Source organism: Novosphingobium sp. NFX11 (assembly GCF_057376415.1).
Genome location: NZ_CP080384.1, coordinates 2644490 through 2663719 on the forward strand (window position 1 = coordinate 2644490; position 19230 = coordinate 2663719).

17 protein-coding genes and 1 pseudogene are annotated in these 19230 nt (G+C 64.8%); 7 read left to right on the forward strand and 11 right to left on the reverse strand.

The window, feature by feature from the left end; genetic code table 11:
- Positions 1-679 precede the first annotated feature (679 nt).
- Both KZO24_RS13590 and KZO24_RS13595 read right to left on the reverse strand, forming a co-directional pair.
- Positions 680-1559 (reverse strand): annotated as a pseudogene (locus KZO24_RS13590) (ArdC family protein).
- A gap of 512 nt (positions 1560-2071) precedes the next feature.
- Positions 2072-2254: a hypothetical protein gene (locus KZO24_RS13595; protein WP_486486399.1), complete on the reverse strand. Its 183-nt coding sequence runs from the start codon at positions 2252-2254 to the stop codon at positions 2072-2074.
- Between the two features lie 431 nt (positions 2255-2685).
- Between KZO24_RS13595 and KZO24_RS13600 the strand changes: the two genes are divergently transcribed.
- Both KZO24_RS13600 and KZO24_RS13605 read left to right on the forward strand, forming a co-directional pair.
- Positions 2686-3159 carry an Arm DNA-binding domain-containing protein gene (locus tag KZO24_RS13600; protein WP_486486400.1) on the forward strand — a complete coding sequence of 158 codons (474 nt, stop codon included), beginning with the start codon at positions 2686-2688 and terminating at the stop codon, positions 3157-3159.
- Positions 3096-3947 carry a tyrosine-type recombinase/integrase gene (locus KZO24_RS13605; RefSeq protein WP_486486401.1) on the forward strand — a complete coding sequence of 284 codons (852 nt, stop codon included), beginning with the start codon at positions 3096-3098 and terminating at the stop codon, positions 3945-3947. Before KZO24_RS13600 ends, KZO24_RS13605 begins: the two co-directional genes overlap by 64 nt.
- Positions 3948-4032: 85 nt before the next feature.
- Here the strand turns inward: KZO24_RS13605 and KZO24_RS13610 are convergent, their stop codons facing one another.
- The 4 genes from KZO24_RS13610 to KZO24_RS13625 form a co-directional block, all read right to left on the reverse strand.
- Positions 4033-4317: a thermonuclease family protein gene (locus tag KZO24_RS13610; RefSeq protein ID WP_486486402.1), complete on the reverse strand. Its 285-nt coding sequence runs from the start codon at positions 4315-4317 to the stop codon at positions 4033-4035.
- Positions 4318-4583: 266 nt separating this feature from the next.
- Positions 4584-7739, reverse strand: coding sequence for an autotransporter outer membrane beta-barrel domain-containing protein (locus KZO24_RS13615; RefSeq protein WP_486486403.1), 3156 nt, complete (start codon positions 7737-7739; stop codon positions 4584-4586).
- A 59-nt stretch (positions 7740-7798) separates the two neighbouring features.
- Positions 7799-8605 (reverse strand): intradiol ring-cleavage dioxygenase, encoded by an 807-nt coding sequence (locus KZO24_RS13620; RefSeq protein WP_486486404.1) that lies wholly within the window; start codon positions 8603-8605, stop codon positions 7799-7801.
- Positions 8606-8895: 290 nt separating this feature from the next.
- The gene (locus KZO24_RS13625) at positions 8896-9657 is read right to left on the reverse strand and encodes a response regulator (RefSeq protein WP_486486405.1); all 762 of its coding nucleotides are present in this window, start codon (positions 9655-9657) and stop codon (positions 8896-8898) included.
- Positions 9658-10368: 711 nt separating this feature from the next.
- On the opposite strand from KZO24_RS13625, the gene KZO24_RS13630 reads away from it, so the two are divergent.
- From KZO24_RS13630 to KZO24_RS13650, 5 genes are all read left to right on the forward strand, one after another.
- Complete coding sequence (locus KZO24_RS13630; RefSeq protein ID WP_486486406.1) at positions 10369-11595, forward strand: hypothetical protein; 1227 nt, start codon at positions 10369-10371, stop codon at positions 11593-11595.
- Complete coding sequence (locus tag KZO24_RS13635) at positions 11595-12452, forward strand: ATP-binding protein (protein WP_486486407.1); 858 nt, start codon at positions 11595-11597, stop codon at positions 12450-12452. The genes KZO24_RS13630 and KZO24_RS13635 overlap by 1 nt, the downstream gene beginning before the upstream one ends.
- A 15-nt stretch (positions 12453-12467) precedes the next feature.
- Entirely contained in the window at positions 12468-12857 is a 390-nt protein-coding gene (locus KZO24_RS13640) for a hypothetical protein (RefSeq protein ID WP_486486408.1), read from the forward strand.
- A complete protein-coding gene (locus KZO24_RS13645; protein ID WP_486486409.1) occupies positions 12854-13423 on the forward strand; it encodes an autotransporter domain-containing protein in 570 nt (189 codons plus the stop codon). Before KZO24_RS13640 ends, KZO24_RS13645 begins: the two co-directional genes overlap by 4 nt.
- A 106-nt stretch (positions 13424-13529) precedes the next feature.
- A complete protein-coding gene (locus KZO24_RS13650) occupies positions 13530-14561 on the forward strand; it encodes an NAD-dependent epimerase/dehydratase family protein (RefSeq protein ID WP_211150586.1) in 1032 nt (343 codons plus the stop codon).
- Between the two features lie 234 nt (positions 14562-14795).
- Here KZO24_RS13650 and KZO24_RS13655 read toward each other — a convergent pair whose 3' ends face one another.
- From KZO24_RS13655 to KZO24_RS13675, 5 genes are all read right to left on the reverse strand, one after another.
- Positions 14796-15716, reverse strand: coding sequence for an SDR family NAD(P)-dependent oxidoreductase (locus KZO24_RS13655; protein WP_486486410.1), 921 nt, complete (start codon positions 15714-15716; stop codon positions 14796-14798).
- A 46-nt stretch (positions 15717-15762) separates the two neighbouring features.
- Entirely contained in the window at positions 15763-16977 is a 1215-nt protein-coding gene (locus KZO24_RS13660; protein WP_370424605.1) for a CaiB/BaiF CoA transferase family protein, read from the reverse strand.
- Entirely contained in the window at positions 16974-17147 is a 174-nt protein-coding gene (locus tag KZO24_RS13665) for a hypothetical protein (protein WP_486486411.1), read from the reverse strand. The genes KZO24_RS13660 and KZO24_RS13665 overlap by 4 nt, the downstream gene beginning before the upstream one ends.
- 20 nt (positions 17148-17167) lie before the next feature.
- The gene (locus KZO24_RS13670) at positions 17168-17992 is read right to left on the reverse strand and encodes an alpha/beta hydrolase (protein ID WP_486486412.1); all 825 of its coding nucleotides are present in this window, start codon (positions 17990-17992) and stop codon (positions 17168-17170) included.
- Between the two features lie 85 nt (positions 17993-18077).
- Positions 18078-19220 (reverse strand): FAS1-like dehydratase domain-containing protein, encoded by a 1143-nt coding sequence (locus tag KZO24_RS13675; protein WP_036527447.1) that lies wholly within the window; start codon positions 19218-19220, stop codon positions 18078-18080.
- Positions 19221-19230 lie beyond the last annotated feature (10 nt).

The following is a 19230-nucleotide window of genomic DNA, read 5'->3' on the forward strand; positions in this document are numbered from 1 at the left end:
CGCGCGCATCTCGGCGCCCGGTCAGCGGGCTTGCAGCCCCGCTCGGGAACATCGATTTGGTCCGCGCCATTGATTAAGTCACCCTCCCAAATTCGCGTGATTCCTGGCAGGGAACTTTGCCATTTCTGCCGAAACCCGCAGCGTTCGATCCGCTGCCGAGGCAAGCCGGCCGGAGGCCCTGGCTTCGCTTCTTCTGGCGCCGGGTCAGGTCGCTGCAAAGTCGCTGCACTGGCGCTTTCAGCACCGCGCCGAGTTCCTCAATGCAGCGAAAAGTCGGCAATTCGCCGCGCCAAAGGCCCTTGATGACGTGGCACGGCAAGGGCCGGTGGCAAGCGTCCTGATGCTCCCTGGAAACTGCAGGCGCACCTCATGGGAGCGCGCTGAACAGCCGTCCTCTTCGAGCATGTCGTGACCCACTTCACTGCCTGTCCGCCTGTCCTTCTTCGTCATCGTCATGCTCATAGTCACCGTGTCCTGCCCACAACAAAGACGCTGATCGCCATGCCAGCGTCGGACATTGCCACGCCCTGGATAAGGGCATGGCGAGACCTGCTGCACACCCATCGCGGGGCGTTCGATGACGCAATGGGGAGCGCCGGCAGACGTCCGCAATCCGCGGCCGGTCCCGCCGCGTGCGGCGCAGCGGGACCGGCTTTGCGAGCCGAAATGGGCAGGAAAGCTAGTCCTGCCGCTGCCCGCATGCGAGCAGCCAGTCCGCAGCCTTGCTTGCTGCGCTCGCGGCGCGGAAAATCGCCTTTTCGTCAGCGCGAGATCAGGTGAAGCCACGTCGCAATGTAATCGGAATGCCGGACGCTGGGCTCGATACCCAGCGCTGCGCAAGTGAACGCTGATGTGAGTTCGGCCGTCAATTCTTCCCGGGCGTAAGCCTCAGATCCGAAGTGACCGGTCTGATCGCGCTCCAGGCGTCCCTTGCCGCCGACCCAGTGGCCCAGTTCGTGCAGTGCCGTCCGGTACCAGTCGGCGGGCTCGGGAAAGGCTGCCTGAGGAGGCACCTGCACATAATCAGATCCCGGCGCATAGAAAGCGTCTACGCCGCCCACCCGGAAATCCGCGCCCGTGTCGGCAATGAGCCGGTCCGCCTGCCAGATCGCCAGAACCGGATCGGGCAGTTCAACCGGCGCCGTCAGATCATCGCAAAGACCCTCGCACTGGTCCAGATTGAAAACCACAAACCTTTTCAGAAACGCAATCGTCTTCGCCTGTGCGCCCTCGCTCTGGGCCCGTGCTGCCTCGTCCCTGGGGACGAACCTGTCAGCGTAGCACACAGTGGTGCCCTTCTCGCCGCGCCGGACATTGCCACCAGCCGCCTCGGCCTGCCGGTATGTAAGCCATCGCTGCGAGGAGAACCCTTTACCCGCTCCCGCTGCCCATAAAATGAGCACATTTATCCCGGAATAGTAGCGGCCCGACGCCGCATTTCTCGGCATCATGCAGGGACAACGCGAAGGATCCCACGGCTTCACCCAAGGCAGGCGCCCGTCTTCCAGCTCGGCGATGATCCGCGCGGTGACCTCACCATAGAGGCTGTGATGGCTCATCTTCTCTGCTCCTTTCTCAACCGCCATTGACCGGCGCCAGGGTGGCGGGGGCGGCAGGAGCATGCTCGACAGCCCCGCCGGCCTAAGGCGGGGCGCACCTGCAAAGGCCGAAATGAAATGGAGGAGCCGGGCGCGAAGCGGACGGGTTGCGGCCCGGCGAGGCGGGGCTACAGGGCAGCGACGCCCCCGCCACTTTGGAGCCGACAAGGCCCAGCGCCGCCGCGCGCCCGCGCGGCGCCCGCATCCGGGATGCCCAGGGCATCCCGAGCGAACCGCGATGCGGGACGAGACTTTCGCGCCAGGGATCGTTGCGGCCTTGCCGGCGAGACGCCGCCAGGCGGCTCGACTGGAGCGTCAGCGAAAGCAGAGCCTGGCCCGGCCGTGGGGCCGGGGGCGCCCCTGCTAAGCTTCAGCGCCGCGGATGGGAGAAGGAAAGCGCCTTCGTCGGCATTTTTGCCTGATGACGCGGTGTAGTGCCTGCCCCGAAGCAGGCGGGCTCACACGGACGGGACTTACTGCCGGGTCAACGGGAGTTCGATCGGCTCCTGCGCCAAAGCGTCTGCCATAGTCAATTTTCTAAGCTGTAAGAAGAACTCCAGCAGCTCGAATTCATCCTGCGGCCAGCCGCTGAAGAATGCATTGTCTAGCGCACGATTGACCTGCGCGATTCCCACGCAATCGCTGTCATTGTCCATTTGCAAACCGCCTCCGGATACCATCGGCCTTCAGCGTAGGGGCGAATGCATATCTATCTGAAGTTACAATTGCGAAAGCCACTGTGCTTCCATGGGCGGGGCCGCCACGCCTGATTTACGGAACCGCTACTATGGCCGGCCCCTTGCCTGTCGCAGGAACGCGTGAGGGATGGCCCCTCCTGTCACCAGACAGGATCTCGCTGAATTCTGCGCACTGCGCGACAATACCCCGGCTTCTACTGGGAGAACCGTGATGGGCCGGCAAGTTCGCGAGGATTTGCACCATTCGGCTCCGGCAAGCGGCTGCTTGCTCTGTTCATCACCAGGCGAAGTGCAGTGTCCGAGGCCCTCCCGGCGGCGGCTTTTCCGGCTGCAGCCCGCAGTCTTCAGCAAGGGCTGCTTTGTGAGGGAACAAGGAAGGGAACATCGAGATGGGAAAATTGACGGTTTTTCATGTCCGCGCCGCCAAGAACGGGCGTCACTGCGATGGCGACGGCCTCTACCTTATGGTCAATGGAAATCGCGCACGCTCGTGGGTGCTGCGCATTCAGCATCAGGGACGGCGGCGCGATATCGGCCTGGGGTCAGTCGACCTTGGTCGCCGCCGCCAGGATGATCCGGTCCATGCGGTAGAAATCTTGCGCAGGAAAGTGCTCACCCTTGCCGAGGCTCGCGACAAAGCCGCAATCCTGCGCCGGCTGACGCTCGCTGGACTCGATCCGGTGGCCGAGCGCGACCGCGAGGTGCGGCGTATTCCCACTTTCGCACAAGCCGTCGATCTGGCGCACGCGGAGCTCTCAAGGGGTGGACCGCCAAGCATGCGGCCGATTTCAAATCGACCATGCTCAGCTATGCTATACCCACACTTGGTAGCCACAGCGTCGACATTATCGACCACGCCATGATCCGGGCCACTCTGGCTCCGGTGTGGACAGACAAACCGTCTACCGCAAAGAAGGTATTCACCCGCATCAATCAGGTGCTGGCCTACTGCCATGCGACCGGCTTGCGCACGCAGGACGTCCCGCAAAAACAGGTCGTTCGCCGCGGCCTCGCGCGCCAATCACAAAGTCAGCACCATCCGGCTGTCCCATTCCGACAGGTGCCCGTGTTCATGCATGACCTGCTTGGCGGGACAGAAAGCTCCGGACGGCTCGCACTTGCCTTTGCAGCGCTGACCGCTTCACGCAGCGGGGAAGTGCGTCAGGCAACCTGGGACCAGATCGACCTCGACACAAAAATTTGGTCTAAGCCTGCGCACATCATGAAATCGCGTAGAGCGAGCAGCGTACCGCTAAGTGAAGCAGCGCTCGTCATCTTGCGCCGGGCCGCAGTGCTGAGAGGCAAATCGCACGTGGTATTCCCAGGGCGCAGCGGTGCTTTGCTCAATAACGGAGCCCTTCGCAACTCAATGCTCGCACAAGGATGGGGCCATGCGACGGTCCACGGACTTCGTTCAAGTTTTCGGGATTGGGCCGCAGAAGAGATGCCCGCCATACCCGCAATGGTCGCCGAATTGATACTCTCGCACAGCGTGCTTTCGCAAACCGAGAGAGCCTATCTGCGAAGCGACCTCACCGCCATGCGGCGAACGCTGATGGAAGCCTGGGCCGCATTCATCATGCCCCAACCCGAGAAGCTCGCCAGCGGCGCTAGCGTCCCGTGTTCGGACCCTCTCACGATCGATCGGTGAACTGCCAGCAGGCCGCCATCTTGCTGGCACGGTGTAGCCGGTGAAGGTCAAACGTTCAGCCGGCCGACCCACGGGACGGTCCAGGCTACTTGACCCACTGCCGGGCAAGTCCCCATGTGATCAGATAATTTCCCGCATCACGCTCATTGACATAGATGTGGGCGAGCGTGCGGCCATAGGCATCCTTGCCGAGGCGTTCGATCGTCACATGCCCCTGACCGATCAGGTTCTTCAGGGCATCGCGGCTCTCGTTCCCAAGCTGGAAGTCGCACCATGGCGGGTTTTTGGAAGCCGCCAGCTTCTTGCGCTGCGCCTTCTCGCAGCGCGCAGAGCCATCAAGTTCTGGGGCATCGATATCCGCCAGGCGCACCCGCTCCCCGCTGCAGAGACGGATGGTATTGCCATCATGGATCGACGAGACGCAAATGCCGGAAGCGGAGGCAGACGCTGCGGCGATCGCCAGTAGGAGGGACATCGCAGCGATGTAACTGGCGCTACGATGCCTGTCGCATGAAAATAGATCCAGTCCGGATGAAAAGGCTGTCCGCCCGCGTGGCGAGGCGGCAACGCTTGGCGCGTGAAGTGTCCCCGCGCCAAGCGTGCATGTCGGGAGGGGTCATCATGCGGCGGCAGATTTCAGAACGCCACGCTCAGCCCCGCGCGCGCCGAAAAGTCCGTGCCGGTGCTGGTCTGCTCGGTTCGTGCCGAGATTTTCCAGGTGAAATCATAGCCGCCTGCCAGCATGCTCACTTCGCCGATCCATGCGCCTTTGAGGCTGTCGCCGGCGATCGTGAAGGCATCGCCTGCATCGTAGCTGTCACCGCCGTTGAAGTAGGCCGTCGTGCTGCCGAGCTTTCCGGTCAGGACCTCGCGCCGCCCGGCTTCGAGCTGGAAGGTCAGCGGACGCCAGTCCGGCGAGATCGTGCCCAGCGAGTAGGAGGCCGTGACCGTCGGAGTGGCGGTCAGCATCTTGCTGGTGCGGCTCGCGACGGTGAGCGCAATCGCGTCGCTGTCGGCGGTTTCGGCGTAACCGTCTTCCCTCAGCCACATCTGCTCCAGCTCCAGCTTGGGCTTGAGGCTGAAGCGGCGCGACATGTCGAACCGATACGAGGCGCCGGCCAGGCCCGAGAACAGCCAGCCCTTCCAGTTGCCGTCGGCCGAGTACGAGAAGTCGGTATCGTCGATCGTGCCGGTGTAGGTCCGGGTCGAATCGATCGAAATGCGCGAGGCGCCGATGCGTGCCCACGCGAGCAGCGGACCGTTCTGGGTGCGCCAGAACAGGCCGAGGTCATGCTGGCCGATATCGAGCTTGCCGGTACCACCGTTGTTCTTCACCTTGCCTTGCATCCAGGCGTAGGAGACGCCGAAGTTGCCAAGATCGGTATGCCGCTCGACACCGCCCGAGAGGCCCCAGCCATTGGCCTTGTAACCAGCCGAGCCGGCGGCGTCCTTGCTCGCGCGCCAGTAGATCGGCTCGAACCAGCCGCCGATGTCGGAGATATCGAACAGGGTCGTATCATCGCTGATGTGACGGGCGGCGAGACGATCGGCTGTGGTTACGGCCTTGAACACGCCGCCGGCATGATCGGGCAGCAGCCCGCCGACCTGGTCGCGCAGCGTTGCCGAATCCTCGACCTGCAGCAGGCTGTCGGTGATGTCGTCATCGTTCTGCGCGGTCGCGTAGACCGCGTCCCAGGCCGAAGCCTGCGACTTGGTAAGGCCGAGTTCGCCGGTCGTCTTGCGCGAAAGGGTCAGGTAGACGTTGTCCTCATCGCTTGTAACCGCACCGTTGTAGATGAACGGCGTGTCGACCGACGCGTTGAGCGAACCCTCGATTGCGAGATTGTCCGAGGTGAGCACGGTATAGGTGCCCTCGGCGGTCGCGAGGCTGTTGACCGTCGCCGTTACGCTGGTGCCATCGGCCAATGTCGCGCTCTTGACCACGATCGTCGAGCTCTCGTCCCCGTCGACGTAGACGCCGATCGTCCCGCTCGATCCGACCGTAAGAGTGCCGAAGCTGACTGTCGTCGCCTCATCGGGAATGAGCGTGCCGCCGTTGACGGTCACCGCGACGTTGTCCGCATTGGCGAACTGGCCCGAGTACGTGGCGGTGTCGTTGATGGTGACGGTGCCGGTCTCCCCGGCGAAGTCCATCGTGCCCGAATAGCTAGCTTCGCCCGAGAGCGTCGCGGTCGCCGTGCCGCTGCCGAAATAGATGTCACCCGAGTACAGAGCATCCTCGGACAAGGCCAGAGTATCGTCACCCGCCCCGAAATACGTGTCGCCGATGATCTGACCGGTCGAAGCAGAAAGGCTGTCGTTGCCCGACCCCAGCAGGATGTTGCCGCTGATCTGGGCATAGATGGAGGGATCTTCCTCGTCATTGTCCTCGACGTACTCGGCGCTCGTCTCGGCATCATCGTCGTTGAGGTACTGGGTGATGGTGACCCCGGTGGTGTTCGCCGACAGGTCGATCGCGGTGCGCGTGTCGGTGCTCGAGCCACCGGCGATGATGAAGCCGGTGTTCTCGATCGAGGTCAGCGTGCCGGACAGGTCGCGGATCGCGGTCGTCGAGCCTTCACCGCTGGAGGTGAGCGAAGCCGAGATCGTCCCGCTGTTGTAAAGGTTCGTGACCGTGCTGCCTTCGTTGATGAGCAGCGCCGTCGCCGATTGATCGTAGGAGATCGCGCTGAGCGTGCCCGAGACGCCGATGCCGTCAGTCAGGGTGACGTTGCCGCCCTCGCCGCCGATCACCAGGCCGTAGGCATCGGTATTGCTGTAGTAGGAGTTGGCCGTCACCGACCCGTCGATGACGATCGAGTAGGTGCCCATGTTGCCGGTGACCGAACCGACGGTGATGTCGCTGGTTCCACCGACTTGGATCGCGGGCCCATTGCCATATGTGGTGATGACGCCGGTGGCTTCGTCGCTGTCGTCGACGCCGTCTCCATCCTCGTCGTCATTGTCATCATCGCGGTCGATCGGCGCGGCCGCCACATAGATGCCGCCATCGACGTTGCCAGTGATCGAAACTGCCGCGGTCCCCGTACGCAGCGCCGCGCGCGAGAGCACTTCGGTCGTGCCATCATCGTCGGTGTAGGAGTAGCCCTTGGTCACCATGCCCTGGATCGTCACCGTTCCGCTGACGTCGCCGGCCACGTTGATCGCGCTCGATCCCGAGCCGACGACCGAGACGGTGCCCTCAACGGTCAGATCGCCATCGATCCCTTGCGCCGAGATGCCCACCGCGTTGTCACCGATTACCTTGATCGTGCCGATATTGGTGATCGAGCCGGTCCAGTCACCGTCGAGCACGATGCCGCCCGAGTTCTGGCCCTCTACCGTAATCGAACCTTCATTGAGGATCGTGCCTGCCGCATCGCCGGTCACATGGACGCCATAGCGGTTGCTGGCCGAGGCGATGTTGTCGGTGACGATGCCGTCCGAATCCTCATCATCGACGACGTAGTCCTCCAGCACGGTGATCACGCCGTCTTCGCCGATGTCGAGGCTCGAGGTCGTCCCGGAATTGACGGTGATGCCCGAGGTGTTGCTGGCGCCGCCCATTTCCAGGGTGCCGCCCATGGTCACGGTCGAATCGCTGTCGATGGTGATGCCGCTGCCGCTGGCCAGCGCGATCGTGCCGTTCTCGCCCACCGTCACGTTGCCGGCACTCGAGGTGGAGAGCGCGCTCGTAGTATCCTTGGTCACCGAGGTATCGGCAAGCGAGGGCGTGGAGACGAGCGCGAGCGCGAGCGCTCCGAGGCTGGCGGTATTCTTGAACGAACGCATGGCGAGGATGTCCCGAAAAGGATGAATTTCAATTGGTCTTGGTGGAAGGCCGGGCGGCCTCAGGTCGCGATGCCGATGAGAGCCGTACCGGTGTATCCGCCGCTCACGCTGCCACTGAGGCTTGGCGTCTGCTGGGCGATCTGGGCAGACGTGTTGTCGCCGAACACGTTGTCGGACGAAAGCGAGATCGCGTTGTAGTTGGCGATGCTGGCGGTGTAGCGGGTGTCGCCGGTGAACACGGCCGTGTTGTTGGCGGCCGGCATGGCGAGCTGCGAGATCAGCGTCGCCGTGCGCCCGGTGCTGGCCGAAGTCAGGCCGCCCGTGAACACCTCGAAATGGATGTGCGGCCAGCGGCCCGAATAGCAGGCCGGGTAGATCGTGGTGAAGGTGACCTTGCCGTCACTGTCGGTCACCTGCACCCCGCGCAGATAGCTCTCGGTCGTGACCCCGCTGGAGTAAAGCGAATAGAGGCCCGCCGCATCGCAGTGCCACACGTAGATCGCAGCGCCCTCGATCGGCGTGCAGCCATTGCTGACGTCGACGAGCTGCAGTTCGATCGTGAGTTGCACGCCATCGGCGGTATTGGTCGAGCCGATGAAGCTGGAACGGATATCGGAGCGTACCACGCCGCTCTGGGTGAGCACGTTCGAGGTGGAACCGCTGGCCGTGTTGGTGCCGTCGGCCGGGTAAGGACCATTGGTCTCGGTGGGATCGGCGATGCAGCTTGCATCCGAGGTGCCCCCGAAGTGGACGATGAGGAGGTGCTCGACGTCGAGGAGGACGAACTGGACGTGGATGACGACGAGGTCGAAGAGGAACTGGTGGCGCCCGAGCTCGACGAACTGGAGGAATCGTCCCCGCCGCACGCGGCCAGCGCCGCTGCCGTGCCCGCGCTGGCCATGAAAGCCAGTGCCCGGCGCCGGGCGAACATCTCGCGTCCTATCGCCTGAAGGTCTTCGGCCAGCCCATGGCCGTGCGGCTCCCCGCCAGAGGCGCCCCGCTCCCGAGTTCCCATCACCGTCCTCCTTCGCGTCCGGCGTGATCGCTGGACCTGAGCGGCGAGGACTGTGCTGCGGGCTTTGCCCGGGGATTTCAGGCGAATTGCACGAGAATTGCGATCAGTTTGCTATCGCGCCAACGAAGTACAGGCAGCGCGCTAACCGGCCGGGCGATCGTCCGCTACCGCCGGGACGAACAGGTAACCCTCGTTACGAACGGTGCGGATGATATCGCTGCCGCCCTCGCCGTCGGAGAGCTTGCGCCTCAGACGCGAAAGCTGGACGTCGATGGCCCGGTCGTAATGATCCAGATCTTCACCGCGCGACCAGTCGAGCAGCTGGTCGCGCGTCAGCACGCGGCGCGGATGCTCGGCGAAGGCCCGCAGCAGGCGGAATTCGCCATCCGACAGCGATATAAGCGCATTGGTCGGATCGAACAGCAGGCGCAGGCCCAGATCCATGCGCCATCCCGCGAAATGCAGACAGTCACCCGAATCGGCCTCGATCGTGCGGGGCGTGGCCACCTCGGCCAATGCTCCGGCGGGCGCGGCCCCGGCCCTGCGGCGCAGAACGGTGCGGATGCGGGCCAGAAGCTCGCGCGGATTGCACGGCTTGGCGAGATAGTCGTCGGCGCCCATCTCCAGCCCGACGATCCGGTCTACGTCGCTGCCGACCGCAGAAAGCATGATCACCGGCGGCGCATCGGACCCCAGTTGGCGCAGGGCGGTGAGTCCATCCTCGCGCGGCATCATGACGTCGAGCACGATCAGGTCGAAACTCTCGCTCGCCAGCAGCTTGCGCATCTCAAGCGGATCGGCCGCCGTAGTGGCGTCGTAGCCGTGCTTGGCGAGGAAATCGCCGATCAGCGAGCGAATGCCCTCGTCGTCGTCCACGATGAGAATGCGGGTGTGCAGGTCCATTGCATGCGGTTCTAGGATCATTGTGCGCTGATGGATAGTGCGTGTTCCGGGCGGATTTCAGCCGTCGTTACACCCTGCGACACCCCTGAAATGTCGCTGCAAAGCAGTGAAATCCACAGGCAACCTCGCCCCCGAAAAGCTGGGTCATGGACAGTCGAGCTTGCCGCGATACGTATCGGCCAGCCGTGTTCGCGGATCTTAGTGCGCCCCCGCGCCCTTTCCCGCGACATGCGGTTCCGCTGCGTTCAAGGCCACCGTCCGGGATCCCTCCGCCAAGGGGTCTCGCGGTGCCGGGGCCATCGACCGAGCGGGTTCTGTAGTCGCACCCGTCCCGTTCGCCGGTGGCCCCGGAACAGATCGAAAAGAAATTACCCAAAAGGCTCTCCACGCGTCGGATAATTTCTTGATTGATAGTCTGCAAAACGACACAAGTGCGTGGTACTTGCCGCGCCAGCAGCTGATTGGGCGCCTTAAACGCGCTTACAGCCAGAAAGTTTCCAGCCGGACCCGCCTCTTTTGGCGATTCATGTCCGGCCCGGTCCGTGGTGACCGTTCCCGCCACCCGCTTCGGTGGGCGACGGGAACGCGGAGCGGGGACAGGAGGGACGTGTCCCTCTCTCCTGTCCCCGCTTCGCATATCACCCGCAGGCGGCTTGCCTGCGACAATCCTCCGTCTCGAATTTGCCAACCGCCCATGGCAAAGCACAAGCCATGACCCTTCCCGAGATTCCACGCCGACTCGGCATGCCGCTGGCCATGCAGATGGTCGCGATCCTCGTGTGCGCCCTGCTGGCAGCGCAGGCGGTGACGCTCGCACTGACCGTCATCCTGCCGCCGCGCCCGGCCGAACGATGGAACATGGACGAAGTCGCCGGCGCGCTCGGCGGCGGCCCCGCCCCCAAGCGCCTCGAACGCAAAGCCATGCGCGGCCCGCCCGATGTCAGCGGACAAGGCTGGCTGGTCTCGGAATCCTCGCGCGATGCGCTGGCCCGGCGCATCGGCCAGCCCGCGAACGAGGTGGTCCTCGCCTTCTACACCCAGCTTCCCGTCGGCGGCGTCGCAGTGCCGAGCAGCGGGCGATCGCCGCTCGCCGTGAAATCCTCTGGTTCGGGCAGCCTATCCTCGCTGCTGATCGACGAGGCCCAGGCCCAGGCCATTCCCGGCGGACCGCCTGCGAGCGGATCCGCCGGTCCCACCGGCATGCCGGGCGGCGGATTTCCCGGCGGCCGCATGCCGGGCGGAAACTTTCCCGGCGGCGGCTTTCCGGGCAGCGGAGGCCCGCGCGTACCTGCACAGCCCGGTTCGTCCATGCCCCGTCCCAACCTGCCAGGCGGTCAAATCGGCGGCGGGACGAGAGGCGCTACCCCCGGCCAGGCCGGGGGCGGACGCCCTGGCGCAGGCAGCGCAAGCAGCCCCGGAAATGCCGCTGGCAATACCGCGGGGATCGGAGCCGGTGAAGGCGGGCGACCGATCGGCAGCCCTGGCGCCACCCGCGGCCCCGGCGCTTTCGCCCAGCCCGGGCTGACGCCCGGGATCGGCTTGGCTCCGCCCAGTCCCGTCATCGCCATCGCACCGCCGATCGCCCAGCCGAGCGCGGCGGCCGAGCCGATCGCCGAGACCCAGCGAGCACCCGCTCGTCCGGCCGCCCGGTCCACCACGACAGCCGCCATCCCGACTGCGGCCATTCAACCGCAGCCCGTCGCCTCTGCCCACCCGGTTGCAGCAGCCGCGGCCATACGCGCACCGGATGTGCGCCCGCAGACGGCTTCCTCTCCGCAGCCCATCCCGTTCCGCCGTGTGACGAGTTCGCTGTTCGATGTCACCTCGCCCCCGTTCATCGAAGGGGATTTCGTTGCCGCCGCGCGGCAGGCGGATGGCAGCTGGCTCGCGGTGGCCCCCGCGCCGAGCCTTTTCCCAATGCCTGGCAGACCAGGGTAATGCTGTGGTTCGCGCTGTCTCTGGCGATCGTCAGCCCGCTGGCCTGGCTGTTCGTACGCCGTATCGTCGTGCCCTTGCGCGATTTTGCCAGGGCCGCCGAGCAACTCGGCCGCGATCCCTCGGCGACCATCCTTCCGCTCTCCGGCCCGGCGGAGATCGGCCGCGCGGCGAACGCCTTCAACCAGATGCGCCACCGCCTTCGTGCTTTCGTCGACGATCGCACCGCCATGGTCGGGGCAATCAGCCACGACTTGCGCACGCCGCTGACGCGGCTGCGCTTCCGCATCGAGGACGTGCCCGATGACCAGCGCGAGGGTCTGCTGAAGGAAGTGACCGAGATGGAAGCGATGATCAGCCAGGTCATCGCCTTCATCCGCGACGCCTCGACACCCGGTCCGCGCCAGCGGCTCGACTTCGCAGAACTCATCGCCGGCAGTGTCGCCGACTGGCAGCTTGTCGGGGCCAATGTCGAGATCGAGCGCAATGCCCACATCCCGGTCGAGGTCGATCCGGTCGGCATCCGCCGCCTGCTCGGCAACCTGCTGGAAAACGCGGTCAAGTATGGCGGCAGCGCCCGCGTGCGTGTCTCCCTCAGCGGCAACGAGGCCGTCGCGGAGATCGTCGATGCTGGCCCGGGTATCCCCGAGGACGAGTTCGATCGTGCCTTCGAGCCGTTCTACCGCAGTGAAGCCGCGCGCAAGTCGGGCCGCAACGGCAGCGGGCTCGGCCTCGCCGTCTGCCGCTCGATCGCGCGGGCGCACGGCGGCGACGTCTCGTTCGCACACGGTCAGGATGGCTTCGTGGCGCGCGTGACAGTGCCTGCCGCGTTCGTCCCGACCCTGCGCAAAGCCGCCTGAGCGAACGGCAGAGCCATGCTCAGACATTTGCACGCCCTTGGTGCGTCACTGGCGCTCTCGCTATCCCTTCAGCCTGCTGCCGCGCAAGAGACCGAGGGCGCCGCCGAAACCACGACGGCCGCGACTTCATCCCGCGAGGCCGAGACTGGCACGATCGGTGACACGAGCGCCGCGCAAGTCGCTCCCCTGCGATGGACGGCGGCGGCATCCGGCGGCATCAGCGCACGCGACGATGGTCCGGACGGCAGTTGGCAGTCGCTCAGCCTGACGCGCACCGTTGGCCGCGGCTACTTGCGCGCCAGCGCGATGCGCTACCACGGTACGCTGCAACAGTCGGACGTCGCGCTGCCCTCGGACTATTACGTCGGGACACTCGGAGCGGGGGAAATTTCGACAACTGGGTGATCGACGGCTGGGTCAGCTTCGGCAGGCAGGATTACGGCCGGATCAGCACCTCGCTGGGCAGCCGCGCCAGTACCGGCGCCAAGGGCAGCGACTATTACGCCGTCGGTGGCGATTTCGGCCGTGTACTGCCACTGGGCTCGCGCTTCTTTCTCACTCCGACGGTGGCCGCATCGTTTGCCGATGGAAAGCTGCTGCGCCCGGCGCCCGAAGTCACAGGCCTGCGCGATCAGGAAACCGACGAGCCGACCTGGTCGGCCAATGCTACGATGCGCATCGATTATGCATTCGGCAGTGCTCGGGAGCACTATGCCGGACTGTCCTTATCGCGGAACTGGACCAGCAACGGCCTTTCCGCATTGCAGATTCGGCCCAATCGGAACCCCGACGCACAATTGCCATTCCGGCTCGACAGCAAGCACTATGCGGACAGCTGGTTCGAAATAGGCGCTACGACCAATATGAAGCTGGGACGCAGCCTGTACCTCGATTTGTTCACCACGCGCAGTTTCGGCGTGAAAGCTGGGAATGTAACGTCCGCAGGAGCCACCTTGCGGCGCTCTTTCTGACCTGCCCACTCAAAAAGCGGCGGCAGGTTATCTTCTGCTCCACCATTTTGCCTTAGCATCCGCGTTCGCAATCGAATTGAAACGGACAGGCGGCAGAGCGCGCGAAATGATGACAGGAAAAGTTTCGAAGGTGGCGGAAGCAAGTGTCCTCGTGACCGGTGCAGCCGGATTCATCGGTGCCGCCGTTGCCGAGGCCCTGATGGCCCGCGGTCAGTCGGTGATCGGAATCGATAACCTCAACGACTATTATGCAGTCTCGCTCAAGCGCGCGCGCCTCGATGGGCTCGCTACGCGTCATGGCAACCTGTTTCAGTTTCGGGAACTCGACTTCGCCGACATGTCTGCGCTCACCGCAGCGTTGGGGTCTTTCACGTTCGAAACCATCGTCCACCTCGGGGCGCAGGCCGGCGTACGGTACTCTCTGGAGAATCCGCAGGCCTATGTCGCCTCCAACCTTGCCGGGCACGTCAACATGTTGGAAGTCGCCCGCGCCCGGCAGGTGGCCCACATGGTCTACGCCAGTTCAAGTTCAGTCTACGGCGGAAATGCGAAGCTCCCCTTCGCGGTGGAAGACCGCGCGGATCATCCCGTCTCGCTGTACGCGGCGACGAAGAAAGCCGATGAACTGATGAGCGAGACTTACGCTCATCTCTTCCGCCTGCCTCTCACCGGGCTGAGATTCTTCACCGTCTACGGCCCTTGGGGCAGACCCGACATGGCGATGTGGAAGTTCGCCGAACGGATTCTCAGTGACCGACCGATCGATGTCTACAATCAAGGCGAGATGAGCCGCGACTTCACTTACATCGACGACATCGTCAGCGGCGTCCTCGCCTGCCTCGACTGCCCGCCGGCCGACGACGGCGCGCAAAAGGCAGGCGGCAGCGTCAAGCCGCACGCGCTTTACAACATCGGCAACAACAAGTCCGAGCACCTGCTGCGCCTCATCGAAGTGCTGGAGGATGCCTGCGGCCGCAAGGCGAGGCGCAACCTCCTGCCGATGCAGCCCGGGGACGTCGCTGCGACTTACGCCGACATCACCGCGCTGACCCGCGATACCGGCTATATGCCGAGTACGCCGATCGAAACGGGCGTGCCGCGTTTCGTTGATTGGTTCCGGAATTACACCGGCGTGTGACAGCGTATCCTGGCGAAAGCTGGAAACTCACCAGATCAACGCTGCAACAATGGCAATCATCACCCAAAGCATCGCGTTGAATTTCACTATCGTGCCGAGATCAAAGGGCGGCACCTCGATATAAGTATTGTAGGTGTTGATCATCATAGACCTGTTGTTCAGCGTCGCATGTGGCAACCTCTCAGGATTGAAACAGCGCCCTGCCCGCGAAGTTCCTGAAATTTAATTGCCCGTTTAGGTTCCCGCTCTCTCGCGGATCATCGCGAAGCCATGCAGCAGGTGGTCGAGCTGGCCGTCCGGCACCGGCGCAAATGCCAGCTCCTCGCCGCCCTGCCGGATCGCCCCGATCTGCCCGGCCACCTCCTCAAGGCTCCATTGCGGCCGAAATACTCCCGCATTTTCCGCAACCCAGGCACGCGCCAGACGGCCCCCCATGGCAACGTACATCTCGCCGCTCACCGCGCATTGCTCGTGACAAAGGTAGGCGACCATCGGCGCCACCATCTCGGGTTCCATCGGCGGGAACCCGCTCGTGTCGATCCCTTGGGACATGCGCGTGACTGCCGCCGGCACGATGAGATTGGAGCGCACATTGCTATGCTGCCCCTCGATCGCGGCCGTGTTCGACAGGCCCATGAAAGCCGCCTTGCACAACGAATACGTGACATTGTCGGCCTTGCCGTAAAGTCCATTTATCGAACTGGTGAGGACGATCCGGCCGTAGCCTTGCGCCATCATACGGGGAAACGCCTCGCGCATGACGTGGTAAGCGCCCTTCAAGTGCACATCGAGCACCGCGCTGAAGTCCTCGTAGCCAAGGTTCGAGAGCGAGCCGCGCCGCACGTTGCCTGCCGAATGGATCAGAATGTCGACCCGCCCGAAGGCATCCAGCGCGGTATCGATGATCGCCTTGCCCCCTTCGGGCGTCGCGACACTGTCGAGACTGGCGACCGCTTGACCGCCGGCAGCGCGTATCTCGGCGACAAGAGCCTCGGCGGGTCCTTCCCCGGTCGCATCACCTGCCATCGAGACACCCGGATCGTTGACGACGACCTTGCATCCCCGCCTCGCCAGCAGCAGCGCATGTGCGCGGCCGAGGCCCCGGCCGCCGCCGGTAATCACTGCGACGCGATCGTCGAAACGCAATTCGGCCATGACCTGTCCTCTCCTCGATCGCGCCAAGCTTACCGGCGCGCTGCCGTCAGGCAACGATCCCGGCGCTGCGCAGCATCGCGATCCGCTCGGGCGATAGATCGAGCACTTCGGCCAGAATCGCATCGGTATGCTGGCCCAGCACCGGCGGCGCCTCGGGCACCGGCTGCTCCGCGTCGGTGAAACGGATCGACCGATTGACGATGGGGATGGTGCCCAGGACGGCGTGCTCGGTCTCGACGACCATGCCGCGCGCCTGCGCCTGGGGTTGGGCCAGAGCCTCGCTCACACCCAGGATCGGCGCATGCGGCACCTCGTGGGCAGTGAAGATTGCGGCCAGTTCATCGACGCAGTGGCGCGCGGTGAAATCCGCGATGATCGCGTTGACCTCCTCGCGGGCGTCGCGGCGCTTTTCCAGAGTGTCGTAGCGCGGGTCCTCAGCGAGTTCCTCGCGTCCGATCGAGCGGCAGATGCGTGCCCAGAAGCCGGGTGTCAGGCAGGCGATGACGATGGATCCCTCGCGCGCCGGGAAAATTCCGTAAGGCACGAGGTTGGGATGCTGCGAGCCGACCCGCTGCGGGTCCGAACCGGTGAAGAAGGCCAGCTGCGCAATGTAGCCGAGCATGCCCATCAGGCCATCCATCAGGCTGATGTCGATATGACGCCCCTCTCCGGTACGTTCCCGCTCGTAGAGCGCCGACAGCACGCCGATCGGCCCGTTGATGCCGCCGACGAGATCACCGAGCGGGATGCCCAGCTTGGTCGGCAGCCCACCCGCCTCGCCGTTCATCGACAGCGCGCCGGACATCGCCTGGAGCACGATGTCGAAGCTCGGCCGGTCCCTGAGCGGACCGGTCTGGCCGTAGCCGGAGATCGAACAGTAGATCAGTCGGGGATTGGCCGCGTGCAGTTCCTCCCAGCCGAGCCCCAGCCGCTCCATCACGCCCGGACGGTAGTTCTCGACCAGCACATCGCACTGCGCGGCAAGGTCCTTGACGAGTGCCAGCCCCTCGGGGGTCTTGAGATCGACGACGATCGACTTCTTGCCCCGGTTGACCGCGAGGTAATAGTGGCTCTCGCCATCCCGGATGGGAGGAAAGCTGCGGGTTTCGTCCCCGGTGCCGGGCGGCTCGATCTTGAACACCTCGGCGCCGAGGTCGGCCAGCGCCAGGCTCGCGGCGGGGCCGGCCAGGACGCGCGTGAAGTCGATCACGCGAACGCCCGCCAGGGGACCGGACCAGCCGGCCGTCCCTCGCACGGTCACGCCAGTGCCTCCCGGAAGAAGCGCAAGATCTCCTCGATCGCATCACGCCCTTCGGGCAACGCGACCTGGTAGTGGTAGCAATGCCCCATGCCTTCCGCGACAATCAGGCTGGAGCGGATGCTCGCCTTGAGCAGCTGCGAATGCGTGAAGATGGCCGGACTGAGGTCCATTGCCCGGGTCCCGGTCACGATCAGCGCCGGAGGGAAGGCTGCCAGAATCTCCGGATGCCAGCCGGGCCAGGCGCTCGGATCGCGAAGATCGCAACCTGCGAAGTATCCGCGCGTGATATCGACAGGGGCGCTTCCATCGGCAGGGGGCGGGGAAACGAGGCATCGATGTAACCCGTGACGTAAGCCGATTCGCCCGTGCCGAAGGGCACTGCCCCTGCTCCGAACACGCCGATGGCACCCGCCTGGGGCAGGTCATGGCTCGCCAGCCAGGCAGCCGCCTGCGCCGTGAGGGCACCGCCTGCAGAGCCGCCATAAATTCCGATGCGTCCCGGCGCATAGTCGGCAAGGAGTGCGCGATAGACTGCAGCGACGTCCTCCACGCCCGCCGGATGGCGATGCTCGGGCGCCATACGGTAATTGACGCTGACGACGCGGATGCGGCCGAGCGCGGCGATCGGGATGGCTTCGACGAGGGCGACCCCATCCCAGCCGACGCAGAACGCACCGCCGTGCAGATTGATGAGGACGCGCTGCGGGTCGTGCCCACCTTCGACCGGCGTGACATCGAGCACCTCGACGCCGCCGATCTCGCCTCGCGTGACAATGACCGGGAACGTCGCCCGCAGCCGCTCGATCTGCGGCGCCATGTAAGCGTTGATCTGTGCGCGGCGGACGGCGATGTCATCCTCTTGGCCCGACGCATCGAACACCGGCATCGCCGCGCGCAGCCGCTGCAAGGCCGCCGCTTCCTCGCTGACCAGGCCGGAGACCGGCAGGGTAAAGGCGGGCACCTGAACGCTACCGTCGGGAAGAAACGCCGGCATCGCGCGGGTCATCGTGTCCATGGCCTTTCCCCATCCGCCGGCGTCGCGCCTTCGCGGGTATTCGTCGCCGAGCCTAGGCCCGGCGACGGTCAAGATCACCCCCGCTTCACGCCTTGCTCGGCAATTCCGCCACGGCGGTACCGAAGGCCGACAGTTCGCCGCGGTGCGTGGTCGCCTTCTGCGCCACTTCGACGTACTTCTTGCCGTTCTCCTCGAACTTGCGGGTCACCTCGCCGGTAATGACGATGGCGTCGCCGTCCGGGTTGTGACGGCGGATCTGGCAGCTCGACTTGTGCAGGAAGCCGTCGTCGCCGATCCAGTCGGTCATGTGGTGGGTCAGCCAGGAGCAGCGCTCCGGGCCGTAGTCGTAGGCGCCCGGCGCGCCGACCTCGAGCGCGAAGGCTTCGTCCCAGTGCACGCGCTCGGGGCAGTCGGGCACGTTGAAGCGGTTGCGGATACCGAGGCCCGGGTGCGCCTTCTGCATCTTGTAGGCGAGCTTGTTGGCGCGGATGTAAAGGCCGCCCCAGCCCTGCGCATAGCAGATGAAGCCGGTAACGGTCATCGGGCCCTTCATCATCGGCGGCAGCTTGTCGCCGACGTTCACGTCCTCGAAGTAGCGGGGCACCGCTCCGCGCTGCTCTTCCTGGTCGTAGATCTCGTAGAACTCATCGAGCTGTTCCTGGGTGAAGGGCTCCACGCGGCCCCGCGCCTCGGTGTACTTGGTACCGCGTTCGCGCGCCTCGTCACGGTCGGTGCGGAACACCCAGCTGTCCGCGCCCGCGACGTGGTCACCGTGCTGGTTGTAGAAGTCGACGTGATAGATCTGCTGGAACGAGCGGCCCGCGAACTTGGTCTGGTGCTCGACCAGATCCTTCAGGTAGGCCTCGACCCTGATGGTGTCGTTGCGCAGCACCGGCTTGTGCCAGGTCCAGTCGGCGCCCGCCCACATCGCGTGGACGCCCGAGAGACCACCGCAATAGCCCGAGATGATACGGCTGGTGGTGAAGAGGAACGAAGGCAGCGCGACGAGCGAGCCGTACTTGGTCTTCGCGGCGTATTCCGGGTCGCACCACAACGGATTGTCGTCGCCGATGCCGTGGGCATAGTGGCGGATGGCGTCGCGGGTGGCCTCGTAGTTCCATGGCTCTACGGTGTTCTCGATTTTCACGCCGATGCGCTGGCGCAAGTCGTCGAGCCCCTCCTCGGTGATCTTGGGGAACTTGTTCTTCGGTTCTGCTGTGGTGGCCATTTCTCTGCTC

Coding starts and splice junctions, on each gene's coding strand:
- KZO24_RS13615 (WP_486486403.1), bottom strand. CDS start 7,739: ATGCGTTCGTTCAAGAATACCGCCAGCCTCGGAGCGCTCGCGCTCGCG.
- KZO24_RS13655 (WP_486486410.1), bottom strand. CDS start 15,716: ATGGCCGAATTGCGTTTCGACGATCGCGTCGCAGTGATTACCGGCGGC.
- KZO24_RS13600 (WP_486486400.1), top strand. CDS start 2,686: ATGGGAAAATTGACGGTTTTTCATGTCCGCGCCGCCAAGAACGGGCGT.
- KZO24_RS13650 (WP_211150586.1), top strand. CDS start 13,530: ATGATGACAGGAAAAGTTTCGAAGGTGGCGGAAGCAAGTGTCCTCGTG.
- KZO24_RS13625 (WP_486486405.1), bottom strand. CDS start 9,657: ATGGACCTGCACACCCGCATTCTCATCGTGGACGACGACGAGGGCATT.
- KZO24_RS13670 (WP_486486412.1), bottom strand. CDS start 17,992: ATGGACACGATGACCCGCGCGATGCCGGCGTTTCTTCCCGACGGTAGC.
- KZO24_RS13665 (WP_486486411.1), bottom strand. CDS start 17,147: ATGGACCTCAGTCCGGCCATCTTCACGCATTCGCAGCTGCTCAAGGCG.
- KZO24_RS13630 (WP_486486406.1), top strand. CDS start 10,369: ATGACCCTTCCCGAGATTCCACGCCGACTCGGCATGCCGCTGGCCATG.
- KZO24_RS13640 (WP_486486408.1), top strand. CDS start 12,468: ATGCTCAGACATTTGCACGCCCTTGGTGCGTCACTGGCGCTCTCGCTA.
- KZO24_RS13675 (WP_036527447.1), bottom strand. CDS start 19,220: ATGGCCACCACAGCAGAACCGAAGAACAAGTTCCCCAAGATCACCGAG.
- KZO24_RS13595 (WP_486486399.1), bottom strand. CDS start 2,254: ATGGACAATGACAGCGATTGCGTGGGAATCGCGCAGGTCAATCGTGCG.
- KZO24_RS13605 (WP_486486401.1), top strand. CDS start 3,096: ATGCTCAGCTATGCTATACCCACACTTGGTAGCCACAGCGTCGACATT.
- KZO24_RS13635 (WP_486486407.1), top strand. CDS start 11,595: ATGCTGTGGTTCGCGCTGTCTCTGGCGATCGTCAGCCCGCTGGCCTGG.